The 14,193-nt window shown below is 62.2% G+C and carries 18 protein-coding genes; 12 read left to right on the top strand and 6 right to left on the bottom strand.

The window, feature by feature from the left end:
• Positions 1-17 precede the first annotated feature (17 nt).
• From KI243_RS17950 to dctM, 3 genes are all read left to right on the top strand, one after another.
• Complete coding sequence (locus KI243_RS17950) at positions 18-1,004, top strand: TRAP transporter substrate-binding protein (RefSeq protein ID WP_177106875.1); 987 nt, start codon at positions 18-20, stop codon at positions 1,002-1,004.
• A gap of 189 nt (positions 1,005-1,193) precedes the next feature.
• Positions 1,194-1,832, top strand: coding sequence for a TRAP transporter small permease (locus KI243_RS17945; RefSeq protein WP_017126027.1), 639 nt, complete (start codon positions 1,194-1,196; stop codon positions 1,830-1,832).
• A complete protein-coding gene (dctM, locus tag KI243_RS17940) occupies positions 1,832-3,115 on the top strand; it encodes a C4-dicarboxylate TRAP transporter large permease protein DctM (RefSeq protein WP_017126026.1) in 1,284 nt (427 codons plus the stop codon). Before KI243_RS17945 ends, dctM begins: the two co-directional genes overlap by 1 nt.
• A 138-nt stretch (positions 3,116-3,253) precedes the next feature.
• On the opposite strand, the gene KI243_RS17935 is transcribed toward dctM, so the two are convergent.
• Together KI243_RS17935 and KI243_RS17930 are read right to left on the bottom strand one after the other, a co-directional pair.
• Positions 3,254-3,691 (bottom strand): hypothetical protein, encoded by a 438-nt coding sequence (locus KI243_RS17935; protein WP_017126025.1) that lies wholly within the window; start codon positions 3,689-3,691, stop codon positions 3,254-3,256.
• Positions 3,692-3,874: 183 nt separating this feature from the next.
• Entirely contained in the window at positions 3,875-4,405 is a 531-nt protein-coding gene (locus KI243_RS17930) for a helix-turn-helix domain-containing protein (RefSeq protein WP_212809582.1), read from the bottom strand.
• A gap of 244 nt (positions 4,406-4,649) precedes the next feature.
• On the opposite strand from KI243_RS17930, the gene KI243_RS17925 reads away from it, so the two are divergent.
• The 3 genes from KI243_RS17925 (at position 4,650) to KI243_RS17915 (ending at position 7,341) form a co-directional block, all read left to right on the top strand.
• The gene (locus KI243_RS17925; protein ID WP_212809580.1) at positions 4,650-5,744 is read left to right on the top strand and encodes an NmrA family NAD(P)-binding protein; all 1,095 of its coding nucleotides are present in this window, start codon (positions 4,650-4,652) and stop codon (positions 5,742-5,744) included.
• Between the two features lie 191 nt (positions 5,745-5,935).
• Positions 5,936-6,187 (top strand): transmembrane sensor/regulator PpyR, encoded by a 252-nt coding sequence (locus tag KI243_RS17920; RefSeq protein ID WP_177127486.1) that lies wholly within the window; start codon positions 5,936-5,938, stop codon positions 6,185-6,187.
• Positions 6,184-7,341, top strand: coding sequence for an NnrS family protein (locus tag KI243_RS17915; protein WP_212809578.1), 1,158 nt, complete (start codon positions 6,184-6,186; stop codon positions 7,339-7,341). Before KI243_RS17920 ends, KI243_RS17915 begins: the two co-directional genes overlap by 4 nt.
• A gap of 67 nt (positions 7,342-7,408) precedes the next feature.
• Here KI243_RS17915 and KI243_RS17910 read toward each other — a convergent pair whose 3' ends face one another.
• The 3 genes from KI243_RS17910 to KI243_RS17900 form a co-directional block, all read right to left on the bottom strand.
• Complete coding sequence (locus tag KI243_RS17910) at positions 7,409-8,335, bottom strand: transglycosylase SLT domain-containing protein (protein ID WP_083875316.1); 927 nt, start codon at positions 8,333-8,335, stop codon at positions 7,409-7,411.
• 137 nt (positions 8,336-8,472) lie between these two features.
• Complete coding sequence (locus tag KI243_RS17905) at positions 8,473-8,892, bottom strand: cupin domain-containing protein (RefSeq protein ID WP_017126018.1); 420 nt, start codon at positions 8,890-8,892, stop codon at positions 8,473-8,475.
• A gap of 81 nt (positions 8,893-8,973) precedes the next feature.
• Positions 8,974-9,249: a putative quinol monooxygenase gene (locus KI243_RS17900; RefSeq protein ID WP_178989715.1), complete on the bottom strand. Its 276-nt coding sequence runs from the start codon at positions 9,247-9,249 to the stop codon at positions 8,974-8,976.
• 228 nt (positions 9,250-9,477) lie between these two features.
• Between KI243_RS17900 and KI243_RS17895 the strand changes: the two genes are divergently transcribed.
• The gene (locus tag KI243_RS17895; protein WP_177061674.1) at positions 9,478-9,918 is read left to right on the top strand and encodes a carboxymuconolactone decarboxylase family protein; all 441 of its coding nucleotides are present in this window, start codon (positions 9,478-9,480) and stop codon (positions 9,916-9,918) included.
• A gap of 44 nt (positions 9,919-9,962) precedes the next feature.
• The gene (locus KI243_RS17890) at positions 9,963-10,598 is read left to right on the top strand and encodes an NAD(P)H-dependent oxidoreductase (protein WP_017126015.1); all 636 of its coding nucleotides are present in this window, start codon (positions 9,963-9,965) and stop codon (positions 10,596-10,598) included.
• A gap of 14 nt (positions 10,599-10,612) precedes the next feature.
• Here KI243_RS17890 and KI243_RS17885 read toward each other — a convergent pair whose 3' ends face one another.
• On the bottom strand, positions 10,613-10,939 hold the full coding sequence (locus KI243_RS17885; protein ID WP_017126014.1) for a hypothetical protein: 327 nt from the start codon (positions 10,937-10,939) through the stop codon (positions 10,613-10,615).
• Positions 10,940-11,257: 318 nt separating this feature from the next.
• Here KI243_RS17885 and KI243_RS17880 point away from each other — a divergent pair, with 318 nt between their 5' ends.
• From KI243_RS17880 to KI243_RS17865, 4 genes are all read left to right on the top strand, one after another.
• A complete protein-coding gene (locus KI243_RS17880; protein ID WP_212809576.1) occupies positions 11,258-11,722 on the top strand; it encodes a hypothetical protein in 465 nt (154 codons plus the stop codon).
• A gap of 173 nt (positions 11,723-11,895) precedes the next feature.
• On the top strand, positions 11,896-12,606 hold the full coding sequence (locus KI243_RS17875; protein WP_244861735.1) for a TonB-dependent outer membrane receptor: 711 nt from the start codon (positions 11,896-11,898) through the stop codon (positions 12,604-12,606).
• Entirely contained in the window at positions 12,603-13,148 is a 546-nt protein-coding gene (locus tag KI243_RS17870) for a sigma-70 family RNA polymerase sigma factor (RefSeq protein WP_103032684.1), read from the top strand. The genes KI243_RS17875 and KI243_RS17870 overlap by 4 nt, the downstream gene beginning before the upstream one ends.
• Positions 13,149-13,185: 37 nt before the next feature.
• Positions 13,186-14,136 carry a FecR family protein gene (locus KI243_RS17865; RefSeq protein WP_177083041.1) on the top strand — a complete coding sequence of 317 codons (951 nt, stop codon included), beginning with the start codon at positions 13,186-13,188 and terminating at the stop codon, positions 14,134-14,136.
• Positions 14,137-14,193 lie beyond the last annotated feature (57 nt).

Raw genomic sequence — 14,193 nt, 5'->3', positions numbered from 1 at the left:
ATAAGAAGGTGATTTCCATGCTCAAGCTGACCCGGGCGCTGTTCTGCGCCGCCACCTTGATCACCGCCAGCCTCGCGCAGGCGGCCGATCCCATCGTTATCAAGTTCGCCCATGTGGTTGCGGAAAACACCCCGAAGGGGCAGGGCGCGCTGCTGTTCAAGAAGCTCGCCGAAGAACGCCTGCCGGGTCGGGTCAAGGTCGAGGTCTACCCGAACTCCTCGTTGTTCGGCGACGGCAAGGAAATGGAGGCCCTGCTGCTCGGCGACGTGCAGATGCTGGCACCGTCCCTGGCCAAGTTCGAGCAGTACACCAAGCAGGTGCAGATCTATGACCTGCCGTTCCTGTTCAACGACCTGGCCGCCGTCGACCGCTTCCAGGCCGCCCAGGGCAAGGCGCTGCTGACCTCGATGACGGACAAGGGCATTCTCGGCCTGGCCTATTGGCACAACGGTCTCAAGCAACTGTCGGCGAACAAGGCGCTGCGGGTGCCGGGCGATGCCCGTGGCCTGAAGTTCCGCGTGCAGGCTTCCAGCGTGCTCGAAGAGCAGTTCAAGGCGATCCGCGCCAACCCGCGCAAGATGAGCTTCGCCGAGGTCTACCAGGGCCTGCAGACCGGTACCGTCAACGGCACCGAGAACACCTGGTCGAACTATGAGAGCCAGAAGGTCAACGAAGTGCAGAAGTACTTCACCGAGACCAACCACGGCCTGATCGACTACATGGTGATCACCAACAGCAAGTTCTGGGACGGCCTGCCACCGGATGTCCGCGGCGTGCTGGAAAAGACCATGGCTGAAGTCACCGTCGAGGTGAACAAGCAGGCCGAAGAACTGAACCAGACCGCCCGGCAGAAAATCATCGACTCCAAGACCAGCGAGATCATTCCGCTGACAGCGCAGGAGCGCGGGCAATGGCGCGAAGCGATGAAACCGGTGTGGAAGAAGTTCGAGGGTGAAATCGGTGCCGACCTGATCAATGCGGCGGACAAGTCCAACCAGCCTTGATACGCAGTTGCGAACACCGAATACCTGCAGGAGCCGGCTTGCCGGCGATGGCGGCCGATCATGGGCCGCAAGGCTCACGGGCCCCATCGCCGGCAAGCCGGCTCCCACAAGGGATCGTGTCCGGCCTTGATTGATCGGCATCGCGGCTCACGCCCGGTACCTCCTTTTCTCTCTCGCGGAGTCCTGTCCATGCAAGCGCAATCCTTGCGACGCATCTGGGAACATTTCGAGGAAGGCCTGATCGCCTTTCTCCTGGCCGCCATGACGTTGGTGACTTTCGTCTACGTGATGGCCAACAACGTCTACACCCTGTTCTTCAGCCTGGCCGACCGCTGGGCCTGGAGCAGCGGCTTCTTCAACACCCTGGGCGACGCGACCATGACCGTGGCCCAGGACATGACCTGGAGCGTGGCGCTGACCAAGGCCATGTTCGGCTGGCTGATCTTCTTCGGTATCTCCTATGGCGTGCGCACCGCCGGTCACCTCGGCGTGGATGCGCTGGTCAAGCTCACCCCGCGCCCGGTGCAACGCTACCTGGCGCTGCTGGCCTGCACCTGCTGCCTGGCTTACGCCGGGTTGTTCATGGTGGCCAGCTACAAGTGGCTGAGCGCGGTCCTCACTGCCGGTATCGGTGCCGAGGACCTCGATCAGTTCGGGGTCAAGGTCGGCTACATCGTGGTGATCGTGCCCATCGGCTTTGCCCTGGTGCTGATCCGCTACCTGGAAATCTTCTATCGCATCTTTACCCGTCGCCAGAGCGGTCTCGGCCTGGCCGATGAAGCCGGCGAAGCCAGCAAGCTTGCCGGCGAGCACAAGGAGCAGCACTGATGGCCGTACTCTGTCTGTTCCTGCTGTTGTTCACCTTCATGTTCCTCGGGGTGCCCATCGCGATTTCCCTGGGCCTGTCCGGGGCGGTATCGATCCTGATCTTCAGCCAGGACTCCCTCAGTTCCCTGGCGATCAAGCTGTTCGAAACCTCCGACGCCTACACCTTCCTGGCGATTCCGTTCTTCCTGCTGTCCGGGGCCTTCATGACCACCGGCGGCGTGGCCAAGCGCCTGATCGATTTTGCCAACGCCTGCGTCGGGCATATTCGCGGCGGCCTGGCGATTGCCGCGGTGCTGGCGTGCATGCTGTTCGCGGCCTTGTCCGGTTCGTCGCCGGCGACCGTGGCGGCGGTGGGGTCGATTGCCGTGGCGGGCATGGTGCGTTCCGGTTACCCGAAGGAATTCGGCGCCGGGATCATCTGCAACGCCGGCACCCTGGGTATCCTGATTCCGCCGTCGATCGTGATGGTGGTGTACTCGGCGGCGACCGAAACCTCGGTGGGCAAGCTGTTCATGGCCGGGGTGATTCCCGGGCTGCTGCTGGGCCTGATGCTGATGGTCGCGATCTATATCGTCGCGCGCATCAAGAAGCTGCCGGCGCAACCGCGGGCGACCTTCCGTGAATGGCTGTCGGCGGCGCGCCGGGCGTTCTGGGGCCTGCTGTTGCTGGTGATCATCCTGGGCGGGATCTACAGCGGCCTGTTCACCCCGACCGAAGCGGCGGCAGTGGCGGCGGTGTATTCGGCGTTTGTCGCGCTGTTCATCTACAAGGACATGAAGATCCGCGATTGCCCGAAAGTGCTGATGGAGTCCGGTCGCCTGGCGATCATGCTGATGTTCATCATCGCCAACGCGATCCTCTTCGCCCACGTGCTGACCACCGAGCAGATCCCGCAACAGATCACCAACTGGGTGATCTCCGAAGGCCTGACGCCCATCGGCTTCCTGCTGATGGTCAACGTCGTGCTGCTGGTGGCGGGCAGCTTCATGGAGCCGTCGGCCATCGTGCTGATCCTTGCGCCGATCTTCTTCCCGATCGCCATGAAGCTGGGCATCGACCCGATCCACCTGGGCATCGTCATGGTGGTCAACATGGAGATCGGCCTGGTGCATCCACCGGTGGGCCTGAACCTGTTCGTGACCTCGGCGGTGACCGGCCTGACCCTCGGCCAGACCATCCGCGCGGCGCTGCCGTGGCTGATGATCCTGCTGGCGTTCCTGATCCTGGTGACCTACGTGCCGATCATCTCGCTGGCCCTGCCGCACTGGTTGGGGATGCCGTGAGAGAGTCGCGCTTTATCGGCTGATCGAAACCGCCGCCAGCAGAGTGCCAGGCTCTGCTGGCGGCGATTTTGCCTGGTATGCCGACAGGCATGGCGCAAGGTTGCGTTTTGCGACAGCTGTATTACCGGGCTTTCGGAGTTACCCGGTGATTTCGAAATTGTTGATCCTTACCTGATAATGAAAGGAATCAACCGTTTCGGTATCGAAGATCAAGTCGCCCGAGATGTAGGGCCTCGAGTCGTTTTCCCTGATGGTCAATCTGGCGCGTTCGGCCCGGTAGATCAGCTCGGGAAAACCTGGCTGCACCATCATGTAGTAGATGTGATCCACTTCGTCGCCGGGAAACTCATACTCACCCGGTGGCAGTTGTCCGTTGCCGAGTGTGAAGCTTACCGAGTGCCGGACACCCCCCTCCAGCATGACGCCGAGGATGCGTGTTCCTTGCGTGTCGCGAAAGACATCGTCAGCGACAAAGTTCTTTTCGTCGCTTACAAACAGATTTTCGATCACCCCGATCATGACGCCTTCTGCCTTGGCGGAGCCCTTTTTGTGCTTGGCGTTCTGGAAGTCAGACATGTCGTTTCACCCTTCAATTGAAATATTGATGATGTTGATGCCCGGCTCATGTCTGAAGAACGGCGAAGTGTTTTTTCTGCTTCGAGCCGAGAAGCCCAGCTTCTTCCCGTTCCGGCGCAAGGGCTACTGTCAGAAATGACAGTTCAAAAGGCCGCCGGTCGGAAACCGGCCGGGCTCCACGGGTCAAACGCTTGGCGAGAGCGGCGTGTCGTCGACCTTGTGGCGGCGTTCGGCATGGGACAGCCTCCAGCGGATCAGTTCGTCCGCTCCCGGGCCTGCCTCGATAGCCAGGTCCCTGGGGCTGATGGGCTCGCCGGTATCCTGGTCGATGAAACTCCACCCCACATCGCCCCCGGTCTTTCGATTCACGACCTTCAGCGGCGGTGTCGAAGCGCCCGAGACTCCCAGGCGATCGCCGATCTGCGCGAGTATCGGCAGGATCACGGCGATCTGCCGGCCCTTTGCGGTCAGCAGATATTCGAAGCGCTCGGGATTCGTCTGGTAACGCTGCCGCTCGACCAGATCGTGAGCCTCAAGGTGCTTGAGGCGGTCGCTGAGCGTCGCGTTGGTCACGCCGGATGACTGGCGAAAGTCGTCATAGCGGCTGAGACCGAGAACCAGATCGCGCAGGATGAGCAGGCCCCAGCGATCACCGATCGCGGCCATCACGCCGGCGATCGGACATACCATTCCGTCGAAACCTTTCGAACGCATAAGTCATTTCCTCGGGGGGCAGGGGAGGTTCGGTGCATCACTCTCTTCATAAGAGTCTAACTGATTCGCGGTGCCGACACAGGCATGCCGGCCCAGGACGTGGATCGTGTTCGAGTTTCTTCGAGCAGAAAGGGTGCTTGTTCATCTAGTAACTCTTATTATAAGATCGACTTGGGCCGTTACCGATGAAACCCTCGCCGCGAATGCCCGGATGCCCCTTTTCGTCATGTTCAAGGAGATATCGATGCCTTCCCAAACCCCTTCCAGGATCTTTGTTGTCGGCGGTACCGGTGCCCAGGGCTTGCCTGTCATCCGTGCCCTGGTCGCCGACGGTAAGTACACCGTCCGGGCCCTCAGTCGCGATGCCAACTCGCGTCGGGCCAAGGCCTTGCTCGCGCTGGGTAATGTTTCGATCCTCGAGGGCACGTTTGCCGATGAGGCCACCCTGCGGGAAGGCTTTCGCGGGTGCGACGGCGCCTATATCAACATCGACGGGTTCAACACCGGCGAGAAGACCGAGATCTACTGGGCCATCCGCAGCTATGAGATCGCCATCGAAGAAGGCGTCCGCTTCTTCGTCTACGGCAATCTCGACTACGCGCTCAAGAAGGCCGGTTATGACTCCAGGTTCCGGACCGGTCACTACGACGGCAAGGGGCGAATCGGTGAGTGGATCCTGTTCCAGAACCAGCTCAACAGGGACCGGATGGGGGCGGCCGTGTTCACCACGGGGCCCTACATGGAAATGGCGATCTCGGCGATGACACCCATGACGCCTTCGGTAGAAGACGGTGTGGTGACCTGGCGGGTGCCGCTCGGCACCGGTGCCATACCCCATGTAGCACTCGAGGACTGCGGGTATTACGCCCGCTGGTTGTTCGACAATCAGCAGCGGGCGAACGGCATGAACCTGGAGGTTGCCATCGAACATGTCGACTATCACGCCCTGGCCGCGGCGTTCGAGAAGGTCACCGGGCATCCGGCGCGCTACATCGACACGGAGCTGGAAACCTACTGGAACGGTCCGCTGAAGATGGCCGCCCAGTTGCCTGCCGGTTACAACGCCGATCCCAACGACAAAAGCACCATGAGTTTCCGCGACAACTTCACCGGCTTCTGGAATGTCTGGAAGCATGGAATCGTCGAGCGCGACTACGCGCTGCTGGATGAAATCCATCCCAACCGCATCAAGAGCGTCGAGCAATGGCTCCAGCGCGAAGATCAGGCGGGCAGGGCTTTGGGCAAGGGCGGCCTCTGGGAACGGCTCCAGCCGGAAAACCTGTACACCGCGCCACCGCTGCTCAAGCTGGCCGAGGACAAGCGGCAGGGTCGCTTGTAATCGCCGGATTCGGTCGCGGCGGCCGAACGGGTAGAGTCATAGTGACCTCTTTGCGTGTCTTTATGACTATGCTTTGGTTGTGGTCAAATTGACTTGTATGCCTATAACTGTTTGATTTTAATTGATTATATGGCTGGCACGATTCGTGATGCAGTTCAGGTGTCACTGAACTGCACCGGGAGTGCCATGTCATGTTCGCCTTTCTCGAATCCCCGCTGAATGTCCTGCACCTGTCCACTCGTATCCTTGTCCTCGGGCTGCTCCTCTTAAGCCTGGGCATCTATGGTGCCTACCTCTACGACGGTCATCTCGGCCTGCCGGTGCTGGTGTCGATGCACGCCATGGTGATTCTCGGCCCGACCCTGTTGAAGATCGGCTATGTGATGCGCCTGCTCGCCCAGCGCCAGTTGGGTCTTGCCGGCCAGCGGCTGCAAATGGCATGAAGTCGCTACCGCTCTGGAGCCTGGGCTTTCGACCATTCTTTCTCGGTGGGGCGCTGTTCGCCTGTATCGCCCTGGCGGGCTGGGGTGTCTGGCTGTACGGCGGTTTCGGCGACTGGCAGCCGTTCGCCGGCGGACTGGCCTGGCACCGGCACGAGATGCCGTTCGGTTTCGCCAGCGCGCTGATTGCGGGCTTTCTGCTGACCGCCGTGCCCAACTGGACCGGAGGCCCCGGTACCCATGGCTGGCCGTTGATCGGCTTGTTCGCGCTCTGGTCGTTGGCGCGTATCACCTGGTGGTTGCCGCTGCCCGGTACCTGGGTGATTGCCCTGCAACTGCCGTTCCTGCCCATGCTGGCCTGGTTGCTCGGGCAGCAGTTGCTGGCGGCGAAGAAGCGCAACAACTATCCCATTGTCGCGGTGCTGGGCTTGTTGGCTGTCTGTCAGGGACTGACGCTGTGGGGCATCGTGCAGCAGGACGACGGCTTGCAGCGTCGTGGGGTACTGGCCGGAATATGGTTGGTTGCCGCCCTGATGAGCGTGATCGGCGGGCGGGTCATACCGTTCTTCATCCAGCGCGGGCTCGGTAGCAGCGTGCCGTTCGTGGCCCTGGCCCATGAGGACAAGGTGCTGTTGTTCGGCACGTTGCTGGTGGCCTTGTTGACGGCCTGTGGTCTCGGCGAGTCTGCCCATCCATGGTTGGCGGCGCTCTACCTGCCGTTGGCTGGGTTGCATGGCCTGCGCCTGTGGCGCTGGCATGATCGCGGACTCTGGCGGGTGCCGCTGCTCTGGTCGCTGTACCTGGCCTATGGCTGGCTGTTGATGGCCACGCTGGGCATGGCCGCCTGGCATCTGGGCTTGCTGGTGCAACAGAGCCTGGTCAGTCATGGCCTGGCGGTTGGCGGTATCGGTGGGATGATCCTGGCGATGATCGCCCGGGTCAGCCTGGGGCATACCGGACGTGCCCTGCAGCCGCCTCGGGCGCTGGGCTGGGCATTTGCCGCGTTGCAACTGGGGGCGCTGTGCCGCATTGTCCTGGTGCCGTTCCTCGATCTCGGCCTGGGGATCGCCGCAGCGCTCTGGAGCCTGTCGTTCGCGCTGTTCCTGATCCATTACACGGGCATGCTGCTGCAGCCACGGATCGCGTCCCGGGCGTAGCGCCACGCCGGCACTTCAACGGGCTCGAAATGCCGGCAGGACCTAACCTATAGGACGGCGGGCATCCTCAAGCTACGTTGTTGCGCAACTGCTGGGCAATCTTTTCTACACTGGCGGCGTACTCGTCGGCCTTGATCACCCGGCCATAGGAGTCCGTCGCGCCCGGCTTCCAGTTATCACCGCCGTTGTACTTCTGCAGTTGGGAGGTCGTGTCGCCCCCTTTGCTGCCCATGATCAGCGCGGCCATTGCCACCTGATCCGACTGGCTGCCATGGTTGTAGGCGTGCCCGGTCTTTTCCTGGAACTGGCTGGCGTAGGCGGCCCGTGTGCTCGGTTCCACCTGCATGACGCCGTCGCCGCCGCTGGGGCCGGAAAGATCCTTGCCGAAGTTGCTTTCCTGCTTCGACTGCGCCGCCAGCACGTAGGGATCGACGCCGAATTTCTTGCCGGACTCCACGCAATCTTTCCAGAGGCTCTGGGGCATGCCTTTGGGGGCGTTGCCGACATCGGCCGTACTGGCGGCGCCGTCGGCACCTTGCGCTTTCTGCGGGCTGTTGCCGGGTTGAGCCGCGAGGTTCTGCGGCGCGGGCGAAGCGCCGCTGCCTGATGGACGGCTGTTGCCGGCTCCGGCAGCGCCCCCGGCTTTGTCCGAGTCGCTGTCGCTATCGTCCGCGTTGCTACCGCCCATCATTTTCATCAAGGCTTGCAACAGGGACTGCAGCAGCTTGATGACTTCGTCCATGCCACCGGCTTCGCCCTCGTTGCCGGGCGATTGCACCGAGCGGTTATGGGCTGCCGAGGCGTGTGAGGCGTCATGTGTGCCCTCGATTCGCGACGAGGGCGGGGCAAAGTTCACCGCACCACCGTTGCCACTGCCGAACAGCAAGGAGGCGGCAAGGTTGTTCTGTCCGTTGTGGCCAGCCGTTGCGGAGTGTTCGTGTGGCGTGAGGTTCTGCGGAATGAACGCAGATCCTCCATTTACGGATAACGACATATGTGTGCTCCCTTGTTATCGCAGTGGTGAGATACCCGTCACGCAAGCGGATCTGAAAGGCTCATCGGAACGAGGTCAGAGCCTGTAGAAATACCGCTTGCGTATCGGTGAGTGGTCGGGAGCGTGAATCAGGTTCCTTACTGATTCAGCGGAATCAGCACCGCGTCCTTCTCGTCCATGAACATGAACACCAGCAACCTGGCGGGCTTCTTGTCGCTGGCGTTCTTCGATACCAGGTGTTCGGAGCCGGCCGGTTCGTACCAGGATTGCCCGGCCTTGTAGGTGATCGCCTGTTCACCCTTGACCTGGGAGGTGATCTCGCCTTCCAGCACATAGGCCATGGCCGTGCCCTGGTGCTTGTGGGCAATCGAGGACTGTCCCGGCAGGTAGTCGACCGTCAGCATCATGGCTTTCTTGCCCGGCGCATTGAGCAGCGGGTGTTCCTGCAGCACGGTGATCTTTTCCTGACTGGAACCGGCTTCATGGGCAAAGGCGCCGGTGCTGGCGAGCAGGGTCGCGGCGATCAGGGTCGAGGTGACGAACTTCAGGGTTTTCATGATGTGTTCTCGCGTGGGAAGTGAATGCTGGAGCGCTCATGACCTGAGCGCTCGGAAATCAGGCACTCGGAAATCAAGCGCTCAGTGCTGGAAATCGATGCCGCAAGCCAGGCTGCCCAGCAGGTCGATAAAGCCCTGCAACGCCGGCAACTGGAAATGCGCTTGCAGCGCCGCGGGAGAGTGCCAGTGCCCGGTCACGGTCCAGTCGCCCGCCTCAGCGCCGCACACCACCGAATAGTCCAGGCAGCCGGGTGCCGAGCGCAGTGTTTCGACCAGGGCGTTCAACTGCTGTCCGAGCGCTTCGCTATGCCCCGGGACCGCCTTGAACCGGACAATGTTGATCACGTGAGCGGGCATTCTGGATTCTCCTGTGTGACGGCCGACCCGACGGCAGGGCGGTGTCGACAAAGAGTAGGGCGCGGGGCCGGCCGGACCTATAGCCAATTCCCGGCAAATCCCACGGGCCAATCCGGAGGCGCAGTTGGCCTCCGCAAAAAAGCCGGGATTGGCTATCCGTCATTTGGCGTCCGGGCCTTAGGCTGGGCGTCACTGAATCACGTCAACGAACCACGAGGGAGTCGCGCCTTGGAGCCACGCCTGGATTTCTATACCGCGTCACCCCAGGCTCTCAAGGGGTTGCTGTTGCTGGAAGAGGCCACCTTCGGCCTGTCCATCGAAAAGCCGCTGCTGGACCTGGTGAAGCTGCGGGTCTCGCAACTCAACCATTGCGCGTTCTGCGCCGACCTGCACAGCCAGGAGGCCCGCGGCGGGGGCGAGAGCGAACGGCGCCTGTACGGCATCCCGGCCTGGCGCGACTCGCCGCTGTACAGCGCCCGCGAGCAGGCCGCGCTGGCCTGGAGCGAGGCCCTGACCCTGCTGGCCCACGATCCGGTCAGTGACGAGTTGTATGCCCAGGCCCGCCTGCAGTTCAGCGAGCGCGAACTGGTGGACCTGAGCATGGCGATTGCCGCGATCAATTGCTGGAACCGCCTGGCCGTGGCGTTTCGCCAACCGCTGGCGGTCTGAAGTCACCTTCTTCTCTTACATCTGTACCAAAGAGGTTATCTGCAATGAAACTGATGCACGTCGACGCCAGCGCGAAAGGTGAATGGTCCAACTCCCGGGCGTTGTCCCGGCACTTTATCGAGCAGTTGCGCGAGCTGGGGGTCGAGCTGGAAGTCGATTACCTGGACCTGAGCGTCGAAACCCCGCCCCATGTCACCGAGGCATTCGCGGTGGCGACCTATACCCATCCGCAGGCTCGCACGGAGGCGATGAAGCAGACGCTGGCGTCCTCCGATGCCCTGTGCAAGCGGGTCATGGCGGCCGATGCTTGTCTGTTCGCGATGCCGATGTACAACTGGTCGATGCCTTCGACCTTCAAGGCCTTTATCGACAGCATCACCCGTACCGAACTGACCTACCTGAATACCCCGGAAGGCATCGTCGGCCAGTTGACCCGGCAGAAGGTGCTGTTCCTGACCAGTCGCGGCGCCGACCTGCGGCCGGGCAATCCCATGGCCTGGATGGATGCGCTGACCCCGGCGCTGAAAGCGGCGTTTGCCTTTATCGGTGTGCGGGACCCGCAGTTCGTCGACGCGCAGCCATTGCAGTTTTCCGATGCCGAGGCTCGTCTTGAAGCCCTGGAGCGGGCCAAGGCAGAGCTGGCGGTCGTGGCCCGGCAGTGGGCGCTGCAGGCCGCCTGATCAGGTCGCCGGGCCTACTGCCCCGATGGCGGCCGCTGTGGCTTTACCGAGGTACCGAAGGTATTGCCCATGCGGATACTGGTCGCCGCCGGGGTGGCCAGGCCGACCTGGTTCGGCGCTTTTTTGCTGATGCCGGCCTTCAGGGCTTCCTGGTTTTTCTGATTGGCTTCGGCACTCTCCGGGCTGCTCATCTGCTGACTCAGGCAGTTGTAGTCCGGCGCCTTGTAGCCACCGACACTGACTTCGACGCAGCCGACCGGCGTGGCCTCCGCGGCCTGGCCCGGGCCGGATACACCGGCGGCGAGCAGAAGGATGCAGGCACAACTCGACAGGTACTTCATAAGGCCCTCCTGGCCGACCCCGAAGTGGGGTCCTGGAGCCCTGAGTCTAGTGCAAAGGCCGCACCGGTTGGGTGATGGTTTTTTTGCAGTAGCCGAATGCCAGATAGCCTGTCCAGGCCCTGCCGATGACACCGGCTCCACGGCCGGTTTCCGATCAAAGGTCCTTCGAACTGTCATTTCTGACAGTAGGCATCACTCTCCAGGTAGGTAGAGACTGATTTATCGGTCCGACGTGCAAAGTCGTGGGCTCTTTCCCCTGCACATCAGCCAGGACTGAAAATCCGCATTTTCACGATTTAAACGCAAGGGTGAATCCACATGGCAGACATCGAGGATTTTGAAACGGGAGAAAGCGCGGCGAATACACCGCAGGCAACCACCGGGGAACTGGTCGGTACGCTCACCTCCTTGGGCATCAGCCTGGATTTTGAGACCACGTCAATGTATCGGGGCACAGTCGTATCGGGCGGCACTCGCGTACTGGTGGATATCGGTGACGCGGGTACGGGTAGGCGTAAACTGGAATTCACCCTGTCTGAAGCGGACCTGCCGTCGGGCACCTACCCCCTTCCCAGCGAAAAAATAAAAAACGTCCTCTACGCAACGCAACCGAATAATGAAGGTGCAATCAAGACCTACCCCGTCAAGAGTGGCGAGTTCGTACTGGTCAATCGCGCGCCAGAATTGTACCTGGCGGGCCACTTCAGATTTGAAACCCATCCAGTCGAAAACCTGGCCTATCGGGTTGCGGTTCATCGATTTGAAATCAAGGGACAAAATTGACGATACATCCACCAGGCATCGGCAGGGGCAGTAACCTCGGCACTTTGCCGTGCTTCGGATATCGGCAAACCGCAACGGCCACCCGAGACGCCGTAACAACAGGTTCATAAACAGCCCTCAGGATAGCGGTTTTGAGGGACACGTCAGCAGTGCAGGGACTTCGATCCGTGGCCATGCGTCTGTCGTTTTTTCGCTTGAGCCTGGTGACCGTCGTCCTGGCCTGGCTGGTCGGTGGCGGGTTGTCCGCCTGCCTGGCCGCCGAGCCGCTCATGGTCGATCCCCAGGCCCGCGTCGAACTGGATATTGCCGCCCAGGACCTGGCTGGCGCACTGGATTCCTTCAGTCGCCAGACCGGGATGGCAGTGCTGGTGGATCGCGACCTGACCCGCGCACGGCGTTCGCTGGCGGTTCACGGGCGTTATCGCGCCAGCGAGGCCTTGAGCCTGTTGCTCACCGGCAGCGGACTGATGGCGCGTTATGCCCGGGCCGATGCCTTTACCTTGCAGGTGGCGCAGGTCAGCGATGTACCGTCGCCCCGGGATCCTGGCGGCAGCAAGGGAGCGGCACTGGCCAGCAGTTATGCCCGGGCGATCCAGCTGGCGATTGAGCAGGCGCTGTGTGCCTTGCCGTTGACCCGGCCGGGGACCTACCGGGCGGTGTTGCAGGTGTGGATCGGCCAGGGCGGCGAGTTGCAGCACAGCCGCCTGGTCAGTTCGACCGGAGATGTTCAGCGCGACGGGGCGCTGGTGGAGCGCTTGCGCACGGTCCGGGTAGAGCGTCCGGCACCGTCGTCGCTGCGCCAGCCCGTGACCCTACTTTTAATGCCGGATTCAGCAGGAACAAGCATGGATTGCACAGAACGCAAAGGAGCCGCCGGAGTATGAAGAATATCGGGCACAGTCCGATGGTCCGGTTGTTCCTGACCTCCTACGACGACTTCAAGGTGCGCCTGCGGCGCCGCCTGGGTTCGGAGGATCTGGCCAATGACGTCCTGCATGAAACCTACCTGCGGGTCGACCGCATGGAGGCACCGCTGAACCTGACCCAACCCAATGCCTATTTGTACCGCATGGCCCTGAATATCGCCGCGGACCGGCGCCAGGCCGATGCCCGGTTGCTGACCGGCGAGGAAGTGGAGGAACTGTTGCAGCTCAGCGACGAAGCCCTCGACCCGGAGCGGGTGGTGGGGGGCCAGAAGGAAATCCAGTCGCTGCTCAAGGCCTTGTATGAATTGCCCCCGCGGCGCCGGCGGATCTTTATCGCCGCCCGCCTGGAAGAGGCGCCGCACCTGGAGATCTCCCAGCGTTTCGGCATCTCCACGCGCATGGTCGAGAAGGAGTTGAAGGCCGCGCTGGGCCATTGCGCGGCCCGCCTGGAAAGAAAAGTGATTCAGCGGTTCGGTCCCGGGGCGGGAAAACCGTCTTAGTAATACATCAGCGAAATCTTCGTGAGTACCTGTGCGCTTGAACACGACTTCCATCACCGAATTGCCGGGCGGCCAGACCGCCCGATTGCAGAGCGAAGCCCAGGATTGGCTGATTCTTCTGACCTCCGGCCAGGCCACCGGCGCCGATGCGCGCGCCCTGCGCCAATGGTGCGAACAAAGCCCCGAGCATGCCCGGGCCTTTGAACAGGCCAAGGTGTTGTGGCAGTCCCTCAAGCCGGCCCTCGAACAGTTGCAGCATCCGCCGCGGGCCCGACATTTCGGGCGCCGGGCGTTTCTCGGCGGGGCGATTGCCGCGTCGGCGGCTTTTTTCCTGGTGCGCGCCACGGTGCCGGGCGGTTTCTCCGGCCTGGGCGCCGACTACACCACCGAGGTCGGCGAGCAACGGCGGGTCGACCTGGCCGATGGCATCAGCCTGGAGCTCAATACCCAGACCCGGATCAATCGCCTGCCTTCGGTCAACGGTGACTCGCAGATCGAACTGGTCAGCGGTGAAGTGGAAGTGCTGGCGCGGACCCAGGCGCCGGTCAAGGTCCAGGCCGGCAGCGGCCTGCTGACGGCGGAACGGGCGCGGTTCAACCTGCGCAATCTCGACCAGAGCGTCTGCGTCACCTGTATCGAAGGCCTGTTGACGGTCGACGTGCAGGGGCGCCGGTTCCGTCTGGAGAGCGGTCGCCAACTGGTGTACGACGCCCATCAGGTCGGCGAGCTGCAGAATGCCGATCCGTCGGCGGTGATCGCCTGGCGCAACAAGATGCTGGTGTTCAACGACGCTACCCTGGCCAGCGTGATCAGCGAGATCAACCGCTACCGGCCGGGCATGCTGGTGTTGCTCAACAGCGAGCTGGGCAAGCGCAAGGTGCAGGCGCGTTTCAGTCTCGATCAACTGGCGGGCGTGGCCTTGCTGATCCGCGATGCCTACGGTGCCAAGTGCACCGAATTGCCGGGCGGGGTGGTGTTGCTCAGTTGATGTTCTTGTAGTGCCTGTGGGGCCTCTTCGCGGGCAAGCCCGCTCCCACGGTTAAAA

Origin of the sequence: Pseudomonas sp. Ost2 (assembly GCF_018326065.1) — a bacterium.
GTDB classification, from domain to species: domain Bacteria; phylum Pseudomonadota; class Gammaproteobacteria; order Pseudomonadales; family Pseudomonadaceae; genus Aquipseudomonas; species Aquipseudomonas gingeri.
This window is presented reverse-complemented; position numbering and strand designations above follow the sequence as displayed.